Origin of the sequence: Rhodococcus sp. DMF-1, from assembly GCF_021441945.1 — a bacterium.
In the GTDB taxonomy this organism is placed as follows: domain Bacteria; phylum Actinomycetota; class Actinomycetes; order Mycobacteriales; family Mycobacteriaceae; genus Rhodococcus; species Rhodococcus ruber.
The window spans coordinates 1,938,322-1,956,529 of the sequence record NZ_CP090442.1 but is presented as its reverse complement, the minus strand read 5'-3'; the positions used below and the strand labels follow the sequence as shown (position 1 = coordinate 1,956,529).

The window sequence follows — 18,208 nt, the reverse complement described above, 5'->3', positions numbered from 1 at the left end:
CTGGGATGATGGGCGCCATGTCCGGCGAGCCCACCACCATCCCCGCAGCGGCGCCCGACCCCACCGAGGGCGGTCGACCCGACTCCACCACCACCCGCGAGCAGTTCCGGCTCCTCGCCGCCGAGCACCGGGTCGTCCCCGTGACCCGCAAGGTCCTCGCCGACGCGGAGACTCCCTTGTCGGCGTACCGCAAGCTCGCCGCCGACCGGCCCGGCACCTTCCTGCTCGAATCCGCCGAGAACGGCCGGTCCTGGTCCCGGTGGTCGTTCATCGGCGCAGGCAGCCCCGCCGCGCTCACCGTGGTCGACGGCGAGGCCACCTGGTACGGGCACGTGCCCGCCGGGGCCCCCACCGGCGGCAACCCCCTCGACGTGCTGCGGCAGACGTTGCAGCTGCTGCACACCGAGCGGCTGCACGGCCTGCCCCCGCTCACCGGCGGCATGGTCGGCTACCTCGGCTACGACGTCGTGCGCCGGATCGAACGGCTGCCCGAACACGCTGTCGACGACCTGCACATCCCGGAGACGGTGATGATGCTCGCCACCGACCTCGCCGCCGTCGACCACCACGAGGGCGCGATCACCCTCATCGCCAACGCCGTCAACTGGGACGGTTCCGACGAGCGCGTCGACGAGGCGTACGACGACGCCGTCGCCCGGCTGGACCGGATGACCGCGGCGCTGGCCGCGCCGGCCCCGTCGACCGTCTCGACCTTCGACCGCCCCGCCCCCGACTACCGGCGCCAGCGCACCACCGACGGCTTCGGCGCCGACGTGCGCCGGCTCATCGGCGAGATCGAGGCCGGCGAGGCGTTCCAGGTGGTGCTGTCCCAGCGCTTCGAGATCGACTGCCCCGCGGCGCCGATCGACGTCTACCGGATGCTGCGGGCCTCGAACCCGAGCCCGTACATGTTCCTCATGCACGTTCCCGACGGCGACGGCGGCACCGCGTTCTCCATCGTCGGCTCGAGCCCGGAGGCGCTGGTGACCGTCGCCGACGGCGTCGCCACCACGCATCCCATCGCCGGCACCCGCTGGCGCGGCACCAGCGAGGAGGAGGACATCCTGCTCGAGAAGGACCTGCTCGCCGACGAGAAGGAGAACGCCGAGCACCTCATGCTCGTCGACCTCGGCCGCAACGACCTGGGCCGGGTGTGCGAACCCGGCACGGTCAAGGTGCACGACTACCGGCACATCGAGCGTTACAGCCACGTCATGCACCTCGTCTCGACTGTGACCGGCCGCCTCGCCGAAGGCCGGCATGCCCTCGACGCGGTCACCGCGTGCTTTCCCGCCGGGACCCTGTCCGGTGCCCCCAAGGTGCGGGCGATGGAACTGATCGACGAGCTCGAACCGACCCGGCGCGGCATCTACGGCGGCATAGTCGGCTACCTCGATTTCGCCGGTGACGCCGACACCGCCATCGCGATCCGTTCCGCTCTGGTCAAGGACGGCGTCGCCTACGTGCAGGCCGGTGCCGGCGTCGTGGCCGACTCCGACCCGGTCTACGAGGACACCGAAGCGCGCAACAAGGCCATGGCGGTGCTCTCCGCCGTCGCCGCCGCCGGCACCCTCACCCCGTACGACGGGGACCGGTCGTGAGTGCTCGCGACGCCACCGGGCGGCGCCGCGGCGCGACCGCCGCGCTGCTCGCGACCGCCGCCGCCGCGCTGTGGGGTGCGAGCCGCCTGACCTGGGTGACCGTCACCTCCTCCGACGGCCTCGGTGAGGACCGGGTCACCGGGCTCGTCGGGGGGACGTGGGCGGCTGCGCTGACCCCGCTCGCCCTGGCGCTGCTGGCCGCGGTCGCGGCGTCCTTCGCGGTGCGCGGGTGGGCACTGCGGGTGCTGGCGGTGCTCGTCGCGGTCGTCGCGGTCGCTGCCGCCGTTCCGGCGGTGGGCCTGCTCACCGGGAGCGCCGACGACGCGACCGCGGCGCGCATCGCCGAGTTGCCCGCACGCGCCGAGGTCACCTCCCTCACCGTCGCCACCGCCCCGGCGCTGCTCGCCCTGGCCGGTGCCGTCGCCGCGCTGGCCGCCGCGGTGCAGCTGTGGCGCACCCCGCGGGCCCGGGCGGGGCTGTCGTCCCGCTACGACAGCCCCGCCGCCCGCCGGGAGGCCACGGTCCGCCGGGACACCGCCGACGAGCCGGTCACCGAACGCACGCTGTGGGACGCGCTCGACGCGGGGGAGGACCCCACGGTCGACGCCGCCGACGACCGGTCCGCCGATCGAGGCGGGGAGGGCGGCACCGACGATTCGGGGACCCGCCGCACGGGTCGGTGAGGGCGCGCACTACCCTTCAAGAAACTCCGATGAGCTTTCTCACATCGGATTGACAGGGGCGAAAGGACTTCGAGCCACGATGACAGTTCTCGACTCGATACTCGAAGGGGTGCGCGCCGACGTCGCCGCCCGGGAAGCGGTCCTCGACTTCGCTGCGGTCAAGGCCGCGGCCGCCGCCGCGCCCCCGTCCCTCGACGCCAAGGCCGCGTTGCTCGAGCCGGGAATCGCCGTGATCGCCGAGGTCAAGCGGGCGAGCCCGTCGAAGGGTGCGCTCGCCGACATCTCCGATCCCGCCGAACTCGCCAAGGCCTACGAGGCCGGCGGTGCCCGCGCGATCAGCGTGCTCACCGAGCAGCGCCGGTTCCAGGGCAGCCTCGAGGACCTCGACGCCGTGCGGCGCGCGGTGCGGATCCCGGTGCTGCGCAAGGACTTCATCGTGGGGCCGTACCAGATCCACGAGGCGCGTGCCCACGGCGCAGACATCGTGCTGCTCATCGTCGCCGCCCTCGAACAACCCGTGCTGACCTCGCTCGTCGACCGTGTCGAATCCCTCGGGATGACGGCGCTCGTGGAGGTGCACACCGAGGAGGAGGCCGACCGGGCCCTCGAGGCCGGCGCCACGGTCATCGGAGTCAACGCCCGCGATCTCAAGACTCTCGAGGTCGACAAGAGCACATTCGCCCGGATCGCGCCGGGGTTGCCGACCGAGGTCGTCAAGATCGCCGAGTCCGGGGTGCGCGGTCCCTCCGATCTGCTCACCTACGCCGGCGCGGGCGCCGACGCGGTGCTCGTCGGTGAGGGTCTGGTGACCAGCGGCGACCCGCGCCACGCGGTTGCCGAACTGGTCACCGCCGGCACCCATCCGTCCTGCCCGAAGCCCGCGCGCTGAGCGCAGTCCGGTGCACCGCCGACGGCCCGGACCCGGCGACGAGGCGGGGGCGACGTTGGGGCAGACTGGACGGGTGAGCACAGACGATCCCGTACTTTCCGCCAAGGGCCGCGGTCTGCCCCGCATGAGCGCCGCAGTGGCCGAGCACAGCGCGCACGAACCCGACCCCGGCGGCCACTTCGGGGTCTTCGGCGGGCGGTTCGTCCCCGAGGCGCTGATGGCGGTCATCGAGGAGGTCACCGCCGAATACGACAAGGCGCGGGTCGACAACGGGTTCCTCGACGAACTCGATCGGTTGCAGCGCGACTACACGGGCCGGCCGTCCCCGGTGTACGAGGCCAAGCGGCTGAGCGACCACGCCGGCGGCGCCCGGATCCTGCTCAAGCGCGAGGATCTCAACCACACCGGCTCACACAAGATCAACAACGTGCTCGGCCAGGCCCTGCTCGCCAAACGGATGGGCAAGAGCCGGGTCATCGCGGAGACCGGCGCCGGGCAGCACGGTGTCGCCACCGCCACCGCCTGCGCGCTGCTCGGCCTCGACTGTGTCGTCTACATGGGCGAGGTCGACACCGAACGGCAGGCCCTCAACGTCGCCCGGATGCGCCTGCTCGGCGCCGAGGTCGTCGCCGCCACCAGCGGCTCGCGCACCCTCAAGGACGCGATCAACGAGGCGATGCGCGACTGGGTCACCAACGCCCACAACACGTACTACTGCTTCGGCACCGCCGCCGGCCCGCACCCGTTCCCGATGATGGTGCGCGACTTCCAGCGGATCATCGGCCTGGAGGCGCGCGCGCAGGTGCAGGCGCTCACCGGACGGTTGCCCGATGCCGTCACCGCCTGCGTCGGCGGCGGGTCCAACGCCATCGGCATCTTCCATGCCTTCCTCGACGACCCCGGCGTCCGCCTGGTCGGCTTCGAGGCCGGCGGCGACGGCGTGGAAACCGGGCGGCACGCCGCCACCATCACCGGCGGCACGCCCGGCGCGCTGCACGGCGCCTACTCCTACCTGCTGCAGGACGAGGACGGGCAGACCGTCGAGTCCCATTCGATCTCCGCCGGCCTGGACTACCCCGGCGTCGGACCCGAGCACTCCTACCTCAAGGACATCGGCCGCGCCGACTACCGGCCCGTCACCGACACCGAGGCCATGGACGCGTTCTCGCTGCTCTCGCGCACCGAGGGCATCATCCCCGCCATCGAGTCGGCGCACGCCGTCGCCGGGGCCCTGGAACTGGGTCGCGAACTCGGCCCCGGCGCGGTCGTGCTGGTCAATCTGTCCGGCCGCGGCGACAAGGACGTCGACACCGCCGCGCGGTGGTTCGGGCTCCTTCCCGCCGACCCGGCCACCCCCGACACGACGGAAGGATCCGCGCAGTGAGCGCCCAGCAGCCGCAGTCCCGCCTCGGCGAGGTCTTCGCCCGATGCAAGGCCGAGAACCGGGCCGCGCTCGTCGGCTATCTCCCCGCCGGGTACCCCGACCTGCCGCGCTCGATCGAGGCGTTCGAAACGCTCGTGCAGGCCGGGTGCGACATCGTCGAGGTCGGCATCCCCTACAGCGACCCGGTGATGGACGGCCCCACCATCCAGGCCGCCGCCGACGGGGCACTCACGGCGGGTTTCCGGGTGCGGGACGTGTTCCGCGTCGTCGAGGCCGTCGCCGCCGCCGGGGGCCACGCCGTCGTGATGACCTACTGGAACATCGTCCTCAAGTACGGGATCGACGAGTTCGCCCGCGACCTCGCCGCCGCCGGAGGACTGGGCATCATTACCCCGGACCTCATTCCCGACGAGGCCGAGCGGTGGATGGCGGCGGCGGACCGGCACGGGCTCGACCGCATCTTCCTCGTCGCCCCGTCCTCGACCGCCGAGCGTCTCGCCACGACCGTCGACTCCTGCCGCGGATTCGTCTACGCCACCTCCACGATGGGCGTGACCGGCGCCCGCGACGCCGTCTCGGACATGGCGCCCGAACTCGTCGCCCGCGTGCGCGAGCACTCGCAGATTCCCGTGGGTGTCGGCCTGGGCGTGCGGTCGCGGGACCAGGCCGCCCAGATCGCCGCCTACGCCGACGCGGTGATCGTCGGCTCTGCGCTGGTGGCCGCCGTGGCGCAGGGCGCCGACGCGTTGCGCGCGCTCACCACGGAACTCGCGGAGGGCGTGCGCTCGGCTAGCGTGGCCACGTGACCTCCACCGCCGTCCCCGCCGCCACCGTCCTGGCGTATCTGCCCAGTCCGCCGCAGGGGGTGTGGTACCTCGGGCCGATCGCGCTGCGGGCCTACGCCCTGTGCATCATCGTCGGGATCGTCGTCGCGATCTTCTGGGGCGACCGCCGCTGGGTCGCCCGCGGCGGCGAACCGGGCACCGTGCTCGACGTCGCGGTGTGGGCGGTGCCGTTCGGTCTGATCGGTGGCCGCCTTTACCACGTCGCCACCGACTGGCAGAAGTACTTCGGTGCGGGCGCCGACCCGGTCGACGCGCTGAAGATCTGGCAGGGCGGGCTGGGCATCTGGGGGGCGGTCGCCCTCGGCGGGGTGGGCGCCTGGATCGGGTGCCGTCGCCGCGGCGTCCCCCTGCCCGCCTTCGGTGACGCGCTGGCCCCGGCGATCCTGCTGGCCCAGGCCATCGGCCGGCTCGGCAACTGGTTCAACCAGGAACTCTACGGTCGTGAGACGACCGTGCCGTGGGGCCTCGAGATCTACGAACGCCGCAACGACGCAGGACAGACGAGCCCGGACCTCATCGACGGAATCTCCACCGGGCAGGTCGCGGCGGTGGTGCACCCGACGTTCCTGTACGAGCTGGTGTGGAATCTGCTCGTCGTGCTGCTGCTCGTATTCGTCGACCGGCGATTCCGCATCGGACACGGCCGACTGTTCGCTCTCTACGTGGCCGGATACAGCGCGGGCCGCTTCTTCGTCGAACTCATGCGGTCCGATCCGGCCACCGAGATCGCCGGGATCCGGATCAATTCCTTCACGTCCGCCATCGTGTTCGTCCTCGCCGTCGCCTACGTCGTCGTCGCGCGCAAGGGCCGGGAAGCGCCGGAGGAACTGAAATCCCGCCGTCCGGGTGGCGCAGACGAGGCCGCCGCGGCCGGTGGCGCAACCGGGACCGACGACGCGCACCGCGACGGCGTGTCCGGGTCGGTGGTGCCGGCCGAGCCCGGCGGTAAGGTCGAGTCAGGTACGCGCAGCGAGAACGAAGGGGACAAGTCGTGACCACATCCGACCCGGGATCCCCGGGTCCCACATCCGACGCGGGGTCCCCGGGTCCCACATCCGACGCGGGGTCCCCGGAGCCCACATCCGACGCGGGGTCCCCGGAGCCCACGGGCCCGGATCTGCGGAAGAAGGACAAGACCTCCACGGGGCCGGACCTGCGCAAACAGGCCGACGCCGAGGAGACGTCCGAAGCCGGCGCGAGCGCCGCACCACGCGACGGCGAGCCGGCCTCCACCGAGGAACTGCCCGCGTTCGGTGGCACCGCCGACTACGATCCGACCGCCCAGGCGTCGCTGTCCGTTCCGCCGCCCACCACCGAGTCGACCGCGCCCACCTGGGGTACGGCGGGACCGGGCTGGAACACCTATGCGGGCATGGGCAACGGTCCGGGCTGGGGCACCACGCCGAGCTATCCGCCGCCGTCGAGCGAAGGGCAGTACGGCACCGCGCACGAGTCCGAGGCACAGACCGGCGGCCGGTACGGCGGCACCGGACCCGTCTACGGCACACCCGACCCGCAGTTCCAGGGCGCGCCGCAGTACCCGCCGGCCTCCGCACCGGGCTACGGATCCTCCGGTTACGGGCCCACCGGTTACGGTGCCTACGGCGATCCCTCCGCCCCGTACGGGCGGGATCCGGCGACCGGCGAACCGTACTCCGACAAGTCGAAGACCACTGCGGGTCTGCTGCAACTGCTGCTGCCCTTCGTCGGGATCTGCGGCGTCGGACGGCTCTACCTCGGGAGCACCGCCGTCGGCCTCATCCAGCTGCTGGGGCTGTGGATCGGCGGCCTGCTGGCGATCGTCCTGATCGGTTTCGTGATCATGCCGGTGATCTGGGTGTGGTCCGTCATCGACGGGATCATGATGCTCACCGGCAGCGTCCGCGACTCCGACGGCCGCCCGCTGCGGCCCTGACCCACCCGCCCGGCGGCCGGTCGCGCACCTCGCGCGGCCGGCCGTCGCGCGCGTAGACTGACCGCCACCGGGACCGATCCCCGGTTCGACCGTCGGGCGGACCTGGTCCGGCCACCCACACCGCACAGCGCACGCCCGTCGTGGCGACCCCGTCGGGGCCGCTCATCCGACGACGCGTGACGTCGCCCCACACCGGCGACGTGGAGGTGGACCGGTGCGGCATTCCGGGATGCCCGAGGCCCGCGGACTCTACGACCCCGCCCGCGAATCGGATTCCTGTGGCGTGGGCGCGGTCGTCGACCTGCGCGGCCGCAGCACACACCGGACCGTCACCGACCGACGCGCTCACCGCGCTGCGCAACCTCGGCCACCGCGGCGCCAGCGGCCGGGAACCCGCCAGCGGGGACGGCGCCGGTATCACCCTGGCCCTCCCCACCGCCCTCTTCGATGCCGTCGCCGGCGTCGAGCTGCCGCCGCCCGGGTGCTACGCCACCGGCCTGTGCTTTCTCCCCCGCGACCCACGCGCCCGGGCAGCGGCCCGCGAACGGATCCACACGCTCGCCGCCGAGGAGGACCTCGAGATCCTCGGCTGGCGCGAGGTTCCCGTCGACCCGGCCGGCCTCGGGCGCACCGCCGAGGCCTGCCGCCCCCACGTCAGCCAGCTGTTCGTCGCCGCCGCAGGCGCGGACGGTGCCCGCCCCGCGGGCCTGGACCTCGACCGGCGGGTGTATCCGCTGCGGCGCCGCGCCGAGCACACCGGCGACGTCTACTTTCCGTCGCTGTCCGCCCGCACCGTCGTCTACAAGGGCATGCTCACCGCACAGCAACTGCCGGGGTTCTACCCCGACCTGCGGGACCGGCGTTGCGCCAGCGCGATCGCACTCGTGCACAGCCGCTTCTCCACCAACACCTTTCCGTCCTGGCGGCTCGCGCAGCCGTTCCGGTACAGCGCCCACAACGGCGAGATCAACACCATCCGCGGCAACCGGAACCGGATGCACGCGCGGGAGGGGCTCCTGCGCACCGGGCTGCTGCCCGGCGACCTGACCCGCCTGTTTCCGCTCTGCACCCCCGACATGTCCGACTCCGCGACCCTCGACGAGGTCCTCGAACTGCTCCATCTCGCCGGGCGTTCACTGTCGCACGCGGTGACCATGCTCGTCCCGCCCGCCTGGGAGAACGCGCCCGGACTCGATCCCCGGCGCCGCGCCTTCCACCGCTTCCACGCCGCGCTGCTCGAACCGTGGGACGGACCGGCGTGCCTGCCCTTCACCGACGGACGGTGGTTCGGGGCCGTGCTCGACCGCAACGGGTTGCGGCCGGGCCGCTGGTGCCGCACCGCCGACGACCGGGTCCTGTTCGGCAGCGAGACCGGAATGCTCGACGTGCCACCGGAACACATCGTGCACAAGGGCCGGCTCGAGCCGGGCCGGATGCTCCTCGTCGACACCGCCACCGGGCGCATCGTCCCGCCCGACGAACTGCTCGACACCCTCGCCGCCGCCCACCCCTACGACCGGTGGCTGCGCGAGGGTCAGATCGACCTGGCGGATCTGCCCCGTCCGGCCGGGCACCCCGCCGCGGACCACGAGCCGGATCGGGACCACCGGCTGTTCGGCTACACCCGCGAGGACCTCGAGGTGCTGCTCGAACCGATGGCCGCGACCGGTGCGGAACCGCTCGGTTCGATGGGCGCCGACATCGCCCCCGCGGTGCTGTCGCCGCGCCCCCGGCTGCTCTACGACTACGTCGTCGAGCTGTTCGCCCAGGTCACCAACCCGCCGTTGGACGCCATCCGCGAACGGGTCGTCACCTCGATGCGGCGCGTCGCCGGCCCGGAGGGCAACCTGTTCGACGCCTCCGCGAAGTCGTGCCGGCAACTGGTGCTTCCCGGTCCGGTGCTCGACTCCGACGACCTCGCCGCCGTCGCGGCACTCGGCCCGGGCGGCCCGCGTCCGGCCCTCGCCGCACGGGCGCTGCCCGCGCACTTCGCGGTCGGTGGCGACCCCGGCGAGGCCCTCGCGGCGGGACTCGCGGCCCTGCGCCGCGCCGCCGACGCCGCCCTCGACGACGGTCGCGGCATCCTGATCGTCACCGACCGCGGGTGCGGTCCGGACCGCGTCCCGATCCCGTCGCTGCTCGCCGTCGCCGCCGTGCACCACCACCTCGTCCGCACCCGGCGGCGCACCCGCGTCGCGCTCCTCGCCGAATCCGGCGACGCCCGCGAGGTCCACCATGTGGCCGCGCTGGTCGGGTTCGGCGCCGCGGCGGTCTGCCCGTACGTCGCCTTCGGCACCGTGCGCTCCCTCGCGGCCGCCGGGCGCATTCCCGGCACGGACCCGGCGGCGGCCGCGGCGAACTACCGTCGCGCCCTCGTCACCGGTGTCCGCGAAGTGATGGCCAAACTCGGCATCTCGACCCTCGCCTCGTACACGGCGGCGCAGACGTTCGAGGCCGTCGGCCTCGCCCGGGAGGTCGTCGACGAGTACCTGCCCGGTACCGTCTCCCGACTGGGCGGCGCCGGGCTCGCCGACCTGGCCCGCGACGCCCGTCGCCGGCATCGGCATGCCTTCGGGAACCGTTGTGCCGACACCCTTCTCGACAGCGGCGGCGTGTACCGGTACCGGCGCGACGGCGAACCCCATCTGTTCACCCCCGAGACGGTGTTCCTGCTGCAGCACGCGACCCGCACGGGACGCGCGGACGTCTACGCACGCTACTGCGCCGAGGTCGACCGTCTCGCCGCCGCGGGCGCCACGCTGCGCGGGCTGCTGCGCACCGTCGCCGCGGAGCCGATCCCGCTCGACGAGGTCGAGCCGGAGGCGGAGATCGTGCGCCGCTTCGCCACCGGGGCCATGAGCTACGGGTCGATCTCCGGGGAGGCACACGAGGCCCTCGCCGTCGCGATGAACCGGCTCGGCGGCCGCTCGAACTCGGGGGAGGGCGGGGAGGAGCGCGACCGGCTCGGCGACCCGCTGCGGCGCAGTGCCGTCAAACAGGTCGCCAGCGGCCGCTTCGGCGTCACCGCCGACTACCTCGCCGACGCGACCGACCTGCAGATCAAGATGGCTCAGGGAGCGAAACCCGGTGAAGGTGGCCAGCTTCCCGGTCACAAGGTGTATCCGTGGATCGCCCGCACCCGGCACGCCACGGCGGGCGTCGGCCTGATCTCCCCACCGCCGCACCACGACATCTACTCCATCGAGGACCTCGCCGAACTCGTCCACGACCTGCGATGCGCCAACCCGCGGGCCCGCATCCACGTCAAACTGGTCAGCGGTGTCGGCGTCGGGATCGTCGCCGCCGGTGTCGCCAAGGCCCATGCCGACGTGGTCCTGATCTCCGGCCACGACGGTGGCACCGGCGCCGCACTGCTCACCGCCCTGCAGCACGCCGGCACCCCGTGGGAGATCGGGCTCGCCGAAACCCAGCAGACCCTCGTGCTGAGCGGCCTTCGCGACCGCATCACCGTGCAGTGCGACGGCGGTCTGCGCACCGGTCGGGACGTGCTGATCGCGGCGCTGCTCGGCGCCGAGGAGTTCGGGTTCGCCACGGCGCCCCTGGTGGTCCTCGGCTGCATCCTCATGCGGGTGTGTCATCTCGACACATGCCCCGTCGGGATCGCCACCCAGAATCCCCGACTCCGGGAGAAGTTCACGGGCAGAGCAGAATTCGTGGAACAGTTCTTCCGGTTCGTCGCCGCGGACGTGCGCCGGCGGCTCGCGGCGCTGGGCCTGGCCCGCCTCGACGACGCCGTCGGCCGGGTCGACCTGCTCGAACCCGACGCGGCGCTCGCGCACTGGCGTCGCCGCGGGCTCGATCTCGCGCCGCTGTTCACCCCGCCCGCCGACGCCCTCGGCGCGCCCCCGCAGCGCCGCCGCACCCGCCCGGCCGCCGGACCCCCCGACGCGCCGTTGGACCGGGACCTGATCGCCCGCGCCGGCCCCGCCCTCGACCACGGCCGGCCCGTGCAGCTGACCGGGACCGTCACCAACCGGGACCGCGCCGTCGGCACCCTGCTCGGCTGGACCGCCGGCCGACGGTGCCCCGCGGGTCTGCCCGAGGACACCGTGCGGATCGACCTGCACGGCAGCGCCGGACAGTCCCTCGGCGCCTTCCTGCCCACCGGGATCACCGTCACCGTCACCGGCGACGCCAACGACTATGTAGCCAAGGGTCTGTCCGGCGGGCGCGTGGTGGTGCGCCCCGACGCGGCCGCGCCGTTCGACCCGCACGAGCAGATCGTCGCCGGCAACACCGTCCTGTACGGGGCGACCTCCGGCGAGTTGTTCCTGCACGGTCGGGTGGGGGAGCGCTTCGCCGTGCGCAATTCCGGCGCCGACGCCGTGTGCGAGGGCACCGGCGACCATGCCTGCGAGTACATGACGGGCGGCCGCGTGGTGATCCTCGGACCCACCGGCCGCAATCTGGCCGCCGGTATGACCGGGGGTCTGGCCTACGTCCTCGACCTCGAGCCCGGCCTCGTCAACACCGACTCGGTGCAACTGCAACCGGTCGACCTCGCCGAGCTCGCGCAGGTGCGGGATCTGATCGCCCGCTACCGCGCACGCACCGGATCGGCAGTCGCCGGGGAACTGCTCGCCGACTGGGCCGGCAACGCGGGGCGCTTCACCGCGGTGGTGCCCGAGGATCTGATCCGGATCCGCGCGACCGCCCGCGAACGGCCCACCCCGGTCGGAGCCGACGGTGCCTGACCCCCGCGGATTCCTGCGTTACGACCGCTGCGAGCCGCCGCGCCGGCCCGCCGCCGAACGCGTCCGCGACTGGGCAGAGGTGCACCGCGCGCAGTCCCCCGACGAGGAGCTCCGCACGATCCGGGAACAGGCCGCCCGCTGCATGGACTGCGGACTCCCGTTCTGCCACAGCGCCGGAACGGGCTGCCCGCTCGGCAACCTGATCCCCGAATGGAACGACCTGGTGCGCCGCGACCGGTGGGCCGAGGCCGCCGACCGACTGCACGCCACCGACAACTTCCCCGAGTTCACCGGCCGGTTGTGCCCGGCCCCGTGTGAATCCGCCTGCGTGCTGGCCCGGGACGACCACGCCGCCGGTGTGACGGTCGAACGGATCGAACGGGCGATCGCCGACCGGGCGTGGGCCGACGGCCGCGTGCCGCCCCGCCCCCCGGTCCGCCGCACCGGCAGATCCGTCGCCGTCGTCGGCTCCGGCCCGGCGGGTCTCGCCGCGGCCCAGCAACTCACCCGCGCCGGACACGCCGTGACCGTCCTCGAACGTGCCGACCGGCTCGGCGGCCTGCTGCGGTACGGCATCCCGGCGTTCAAGATGGACAAGGCGCTCGTCGACCGGCGTCTCGCGCAGATGCGCGCCGAGGGCACGGTGTTCCGCACCGGCACCGAGGCGGGGGTCGATCCGGATGTCGCCGCACTGCGGGCCGAATTCGACGCCGTCGTTCTCGCGGTCGGGGCCGGACGCGCCCGCGACCTGCCCGTCCCGGGGCGCGGACTCGCCGGGGTGCATCCCGCGATGGAGTTCCTCGTCGCCGCCAACCACGAGTGCGCGGGCGACGGACCCACCCCGATCAGCGCCGCCGGGCGGCACGTGGTGATCGTCGGTGGCGGGGACACCGGTACCGACTGCTTCGGCACCGCGCTGCGGCAGGGCGCGCGGTCCGTCACCCAGCTCGACTACCGGCCCCGCCCGCCCGGCCGGCGCGACGAGGACGTCACCCCGTGGCCACTCGTGCCGTGGGTGCTGCGGACGGCACCCGCGCACGAGGAGGGCGGGACCCGGCGGTTCGAGGTGACGGTGCAGCACTTCGCCGGGTCCCGTGGGCGGGTGCGGACGCTCGAACTGGCGGAAGTGGACGCGCGCCGCGCCCCCCGCGGGAACACCTTCGCCATCCCCTGCGACCTCGCGCTCCTCGCGGTCGGCTTCGAAGGAGTGCAGCGCGGACCGCTCCTCGAGGCCTTCGGCCTGGTCCCCGGCGGGCGAGGCACGCTCGGCTGCGACGACCACTGGCAGACCGCCACCCCGGGGGTGTTCGTGTGCGGCGACGCGCACCGGGGGGCGTCACTCGTGGTGTGGGCGATCGCCGAGGGGCGTGCGGCGGCGCACGGGGTGGACACCTTCCTGACGGGGGAGTCGGAGCTGCCGGCGCCGGTCCGTCCCGGCTCGCTGCACCTGGGCTTCCCGCGTTTTCCGCCCCGCCGGCCGGGGTAAGCCGCACGGGTGAGCGACCGTGCCGGTCGCGGCAGGAAGGAACGTCATGAGCACGATCATCGAATCGGTCGACGTCCACGTCCCGATCCGTACGGCCTACGACCAGTGGACGCAGTTCGAGGAGTTTCCCCGCTTCATGGAGGGCGTCGAGCAGGTCCGCCAGATCGACGACACCCACACCCACTGGGTCGTCACGGTGGCCGGTGGCACCAGGGAGTTCGACGCGACGATCACCGAGCAGCATCCCGACGAGCGGGTCGCATGGAAATCCGACGCCGGTCCGGATCATGCCGGCGTGATCACCTTCCACCGGCTCGACGAGTCCACCACGCGGGTCACCGCTCAGATGGATGTCGACCCCGACGGCGTGATGGAGAACGTCGCCGACAAACTCGGGCTGCTCGACCTGCGCATCAAGGGCGACATGCAGCGCTTCAAGGAGTTCATCGAGAAGCGGGGCGTCGCCGACGGCGGCTGGCGCGGCGACGTCGATCGTCCCGGTTCGTGAGCGCAACCCGGAAGGAGAAGGTCGTGACGGCGAAGAAGTCGAGGGACGAGGACGACGGACCCAAGGGCGGCCGGCCCGGCCCGGTGGACGAGGGCAAGGACGGCGGCATGGCGACCCGGGAGAACGCCCCGGAGATCGCCGAGAACGCCACCGACGACTGATCGGGGAACCGGAACGGGGCGGTGCGGCCGAGCCGCACCGCCCCGTTGCCGGTGCGCACACCCGTCGCGGGTTCCGGCTTCCCGGGTCGAGGCAACCCCGAAGCCGGAGGTCCTGGACGTCGATGGGTCCTGGACGTCGATCCGCGGCGTCACCCCGCCGGTGAGCGGACGGCGAACTGCAGTCCGAAGTTGTTCAGGGTGGCCGGCAGCGGTCGTGCCGGATCCGGCGTCAGCCGGGAGGTCAGCGTGAATTCGGCGCCGGCGAGCAGGTGCGCGAGCAGGGTACTCGTGACGAACAGGACGAGATTGCGACCCGGGCACCCGGCCGGGCCGACACTGAACGGCACGAGCGCGGGATACCGGTCCGCCCGGCCGTCGAGCCAGATCTCCGGCGCGAACCGGTCCGCGAACGGCAGCGTCTCGCGATCGCGGTGGAAGGCCGGCGCCAGCACGACGAACCCGGTCCCGGACGGGATCGGGTAGCTGCCGCGCTCGTCGCCCCACGTCGTGTCGGCCGTCGAATCCCGCAGGATCGCAGGGGTGGTCGGCCACAGCCGCGTCGTGTCGAGGACGCACCCACGCAGGTATTCGAGCGGTGCGGGGCTCCCGAGGCCGGCGGCGGCGATGTCGCTGCGGGCCCGCGCCCGTTGTTCGGGATGGGTGGCGAGTACTGCGAGGGTGCGAGCGGTGACCATGCCTGCGGCGTCGAAGGCGAACAGCCAGTGCGGAATCTGCCCCTGCGGATCGACCGCGGCCGGTTCGGCGATCTCTCCGAGCGCGCCGGCGAGGGTTCCGGCGGGAGCCCGCTCGACGTAACCGTGCAGCCGCTCGGTGAACCGGTCGCGCAGCCGATGGCGCACCGGATGGGCGTAGGCCCAGTTGCCGTCGGACCGCAACCGCCACAGCTGATCGGTGAGGGTGTCGTCGTCGCGCGCCGCATCGCCGAGGACGAGCCTGCGCACCAGTCGCCACCAGCACCGGGTGAACTCGGCGGCGCTGAGGCCGCCCTCCGCACGGGCGCGGCGCAGCAGCCCGTTCGCCTCCTCCTCGATGGTGTGCAGCATCGGTGTGGCGAGCCGGTGCAGGTCCCGATCGGTGTCGAGCGCCGCCTCGTTGACGGCACGGCGCCTCTCCCGCAGCGGGGTGCGCGAGACGAGCACGCCGTGCGGCTGGAACGGACCGAGGGCAGCGCGCTTCTCGACCGTCGCGGCGGTGTAGGACCCGGCGTCGGCGCGCAGCACGGCATCGACGTCTTGGGGGGAGAGCACCACCGCGAGGGTCCGCCCGGGCAGGGCGAGGGTGAGGGGAGCGTCCCCGTAGCGGTCGCGCAGGCGCGCGACGGTGCCGACGATGCGCGCGTCGGCCTGTGTCCGCTCGAGCAGACCCATCACCCTGCGACGGCGTGCGATGGCGCCCGCGGCGACGAACGGCAGGCCGACCTCGGCGGCGAACCGGGCGGTGTCGGCCGCAGAGGCCCGCCGGGCACGAGGCGGGGAGGGGCTCTGAACTACGGGGCCGGTCATCGGCGGTCTCCTCCCGACGCAGGGTCACGGTCACGGGAGGAATCGCCACCCGGCCGGATCGCTAAACGTGATCCGGCCGCACCGAGCCCGATTCAGGCGCTCGCCGCCGCGGTGGGACCGGTGCCGCTGGCGCGCAGGTCCGTGAGAAAGGCGTTGGCCCACCGGTCGACGTCGTGATGGAGCACCTGGGTGCGCAGCGACTGCATCCGGCGGGCCGCGGTGGCCGGATCCTCGGTGGCGGCGACGACGATGGCGCGTTTGACGGCGTCGAGGTCGTGTGGATTGACCAGGTGGGCGCGGCGTAATTCGCTTGCCGCCCCGGTGAATTCACTCAGGACGAGGGCTCCCGTGCCGTCGGCCCGGCACGCGATGTACTCCTTGGCGACCAGGTTCATGCCGTCGCGCAGAGGCGTGACGAGCATGACGTCCGCGGCGCTGTACAGGGCCATGAGCTCGTCCCGGTCCACGGGCCGGTGCAGATAGTGCACCACCGGCCGGCCCAGCTGTCCGTACTCGCCGTTGAGGTGACCCACCTTGCGTTCGATGTCCTCGCGCAGCTGCGCGTAGGCGGACACGCGCTCGCGGCTCGGGGTGGCCAGCTGCACCATGGCGACCTTCTCGGGGTCGAGGGTGCCCTCGTCGAGCAGCTCGTGCAGCGCCTCGAGCCGGATGTCGATGCCCTTGGTGTAGTCGAGGCGGTCCACGCCGAGCAGAAGGGTCTCGGGGTTGCCGAGTTCCTCGCGGACCTGCGCGGCCCGCTCACGGATGTGCGGGGACTGCACGCGTTCGGCGAAATGGGCCGAGTCGATCGAGATGGGGAAGGCGCCGACCTGCACGCGCCGGTCACCGACGTCGACGCTGCCCACACACGAGTCCAGGTCGGAGTGCGCGTTGGTGTGCAGCCCGAGCAGGCGCTGCGCCAGGAACAGGAAGTTGCGGGCGCCGCCGGGCAGGTGGAACCCCACCAGGTCGGCGCCGAGCAGGCCCTCCACGACGGCGGTGCGCCACGGCAGCTGGAGGAACAGCTCCGTAGGCGGGAAGGGAATGTGCAGGAAGAATCCGATCCTCAGGTCGGGCCGCAACTCGCGCAGCATCTTCGGCACCAGCTGCAGCTGGTAGTCGTGCACCCACACGGTGGCGCCCGGGGCGGCCGCCTCGGCCGCCGCCGCCGCGAAGCGGCGGTTGACCGCGACGTAGGTCCGCCACCACGTCCGGTCGTAGACGGGTGCGACGATCGCGTCGTGGTACAGCGGCCACAGTGTCGCGTTGGAGAAGCCCTCGTAGTAGTCGGCCACCTCGCCTTCGGTGAGCGAGACGGGGTGCATCGTGATGCCGTCCTCGGTGAAAGGCTCGAACGCGACGTCGGCGGCGCCGGGCCAGCCCACCCATGCGCCGTCGGCGGCGCGCAGCACCGGTTCCAGGGCGGTGACGAGTCCCCCCGGGCTGCGGCGCCACCCGCCTCGTCCGTCGTCGGCCGAAGGGTCGTAGTCGACCGGGAGCCGATTGGCCACCACCACCAGGTCCGCTGCGGTCATCGCGTCGCGCCTCCTTGCTCGACACCGGGGCCGGTCGCTCCGGCGAGTGCCGTCGAACTCGTACTTATGACAAGTAGTTTTTGTCTATCACTCGCGGCGGAGCGGGGAGGCGCTTCGAGGCGCCCGAGATCCCGCGTCGTCCCGCCTCCGCTCGCACTCGATAGATAATCTGTCTCGCAGAACAGAAGTTTTGTCAAACGCTGCGTGCACTCCGATCGGGTCGGCGTGCCCGCGAGCGGACGCGGTCCCGCGCGCGGCGACGTGCATGCGCCGGTCGCCCGGCGGTTTCGGCACCCGGGGAACGGGGTAGCCCGACTGTGGGTTACCCGGCACCCACGTGCCGACCGGCGGGCCGGCGAGCCGGCCCGCGGAGGTACTACACACGAGCCTGTAGGAGGAATCGAAGATGGCGAAGTTCACCGTCCCCGGCCTGAGCGACAGCGAGGGGGTCCGGGTGGCCGAAGTGCTGCAGAATCGCCTCAGCGCCTACAACGACCTGCACCTCACCCTCAAGCACGTGCACTGGAACGTCGTGGGACCGAACTTCATCGGCGTGCACGAGATGATCGACCCGCAGGTCGAAGCGGTCCGGGGATTCGCCGACGACGTCGCCGAGCGCATCGCGGCCCTCGGTTCGTCGCCGAAGGGAACCGCGGGCGCGATCGAGAAGGACCGTTCGTGGGACGACTACTCGGTCGGGCGGGACACCGCCCAGGCGCATCTCGCCGCGCTCGATCTGGTGTACGACGGCGTGATCGGGGACTGCCGCAAGGCGATCTCGGAGGTCGGGGAGATCGATCCGATCACCGAGGATCTGCTCATCGGGCAGACGCGGGATCTCGAGAAGTTCCAGTGGTTCGTCCGGGCCCATCTCGAGAACGCCTCCGGGACCCTGACGCACGAGGGCGCACGCACCGAGCAGCAGGCCGCGAACGAAGCCCGCTGAGCGGGCGGCGGCCGGGT

The 18,208-nt window shown here is 72.8% G+C and carries 13 protein-coding genes and 1 pseudogene; 12 read left to right on the top strand and 2 right to left on the bottom strand.

What is annotated here, in order from left to right:
- Positions 1 to 17 precede the first annotated feature (17 nt).
- From LZP97_RS08925 to LZP97_RS08875, 11 genes and pseudogenes are all read left to right on the top strand, one after another.
- Positions 18 to 1,601 (top strand): anthranilate synthase component I, encoded by a 1,584-nt coding sequence (locus LZP97_RS08925; RefSeq protein ID WP_010595275.1) that lies wholly within the window; start codon positions 18 to 20, stop codon positions 1,599 to 1,601.
- A complete protein-coding gene (locus LZP97_RS08920; protein WP_017681435.1) occupies positions 1,598 to 2,284 on the top strand; it encodes a TIGR02234 family membrane protein in 687 nt (228 codons plus the stop codon). The genes LZP97_RS08925 and LZP97_RS08920 overlap by 4 nt, the downstream gene beginning before the upstream one ends.
- Before the next feature lie 79 nt (positions 2,285 to 2,363).
- Positions 2,364 to 3,173, top strand: a complete 810-nt coding sequence (trpC, locus tag LZP97_RS08915; protein WP_010595278.1) for an indole-3-glycerol phosphate synthase TrpC — start codon at positions 2,364 to 2,366, stop codon at positions 3,171 to 3,173.
- A gap of 124 nt (positions 3,174 to 3,297) precedes the next feature.
- Positions 3,298 to 4,557, top strand: a complete 1,260-nt coding sequence (trpB, locus tag LZP97_RS08910; RefSeq protein WP_048771149.1) for a tryptophan synthase subunit beta — start codon at positions 3,298 to 3,300, stop codon at positions 4,555 to 4,557.
- Positions 4,554 to 5,363, top strand: coding sequence for a tryptophan synthase subunit alpha (gene trpA, locus LZP97_RS08905; RefSeq protein WP_010595280.1), 810 nt, complete (start codon positions 4,554 to 4,556; stop codon positions 5,361 to 5,363). The genes trpB and trpA overlap by 4 nt, the downstream gene beginning before the upstream one ends.
- Positions 5,360 to 6,397 (top strand): prolipoprotein diacylglyceryl transferase, encoded by a 1,038-nt coding sequence (gene lgt, locus LZP97_RS08900; protein WP_040274256.1) that lies wholly within the window; start codon positions 5,360 to 5,362, stop codon positions 6,395 to 6,397. Before trpA ends, lgt begins: the two co-directional genes overlap by 4 nt.
- Positions 6,394 to 7,317, top strand: coding sequence for a TM2 domain-containing protein (locus LZP97_RS08895; protein ID WP_048771041.1), 924 nt, complete (start codon positions 6,394 to 6,396; stop codon positions 7,315 to 7,317). The genes lgt and LZP97_RS08895 overlap by 4 nt, the downstream gene beginning before the upstream one ends.
- 229 nt (positions 7,318 to 7,546) lie before the next feature.
- Positions 7,547 to 12,032: pseudogene (gene gltB, locus LZP97_RS08890) on the top strand (glutamate synthase large subunit).
- Complete coding sequence (locus tag LZP97_RS08885; RefSeq protein WP_048771043.1) at positions 12,025 to 13,518, top strand: glutamate synthase subunit beta; 1,494 nt, start codon at positions 12,025 to 12,027, stop codon at positions 13,516 to 13,518. Before gltB ends, LZP97_RS08885 begins: the two are co-directional and overlap by 8 nt.
- Before the next feature lie 46 nt (positions 13,519 to 13,564).
- Positions 13,565 to 14,026: an SRPBCC family protein gene (locus LZP97_RS08880; RefSeq protein ID WP_017682165.1), complete on the top strand. Its 462-nt coding sequence runs from the start codon at positions 13,565 to 13,567 to the stop codon at positions 14,024 to 14,026.
- Positions 14,023 to 14,187, top strand: coding sequence for a hypothetical protein (locus LZP97_RS08875; RefSeq protein WP_157768883.1), 165 nt, complete (start codon positions 14,023 to 14,025; stop codon positions 14,185 to 14,187). The genes LZP97_RS08880 and LZP97_RS08875 overlap by 4 nt, the downstream gene beginning before the upstream one ends.
- A gap of 149 nt (positions 14,188 to 14,336) precedes the next feature.
- On the opposite strand, the gene LZP97_RS08870 is transcribed toward LZP97_RS08875, so the two are convergent.
- A complete protein-coding gene (locus LZP97_RS08870) occupies positions 14,337 to 15,710 on the bottom strand; it encodes a cytochrome P450 (protein ID WP_234575005.1) in 1,374 nt (457 codons plus the stop codon).
- Between the two features lie 92 nt (positions 15,711 to 15,802).
- Complete coding sequence (locus LZP97_RS08865) at positions 15,803 to 17,245, bottom strand: alpha,alpha-trehalose-phosphate synthase (UDP-forming) (protein WP_017682168.1); 1,443 nt, start codon at positions 17,243 to 17,245, stop codon at positions 15,803 to 15,805.
- A 406-nt stretch (positions 17,246 to 17,651) separates the two neighbouring features.
- Here LZP97_RS08865 and dps point away from each other — a divergent pair, with 406 nt between their 5' ends.
- Positions 17,652 to 18,191, top strand: coding sequence for a DNA starvation/stationary phase protection protein Dps (gene dps / locus LZP97_RS08860; RefSeq protein ID WP_010595287.1), 540 nt, complete (start codon positions 17,652 to 17,654; stop codon positions 18,189 to 18,191).
- Positions 18,192 to 18,208 lie beyond the last annotated feature (17 nt).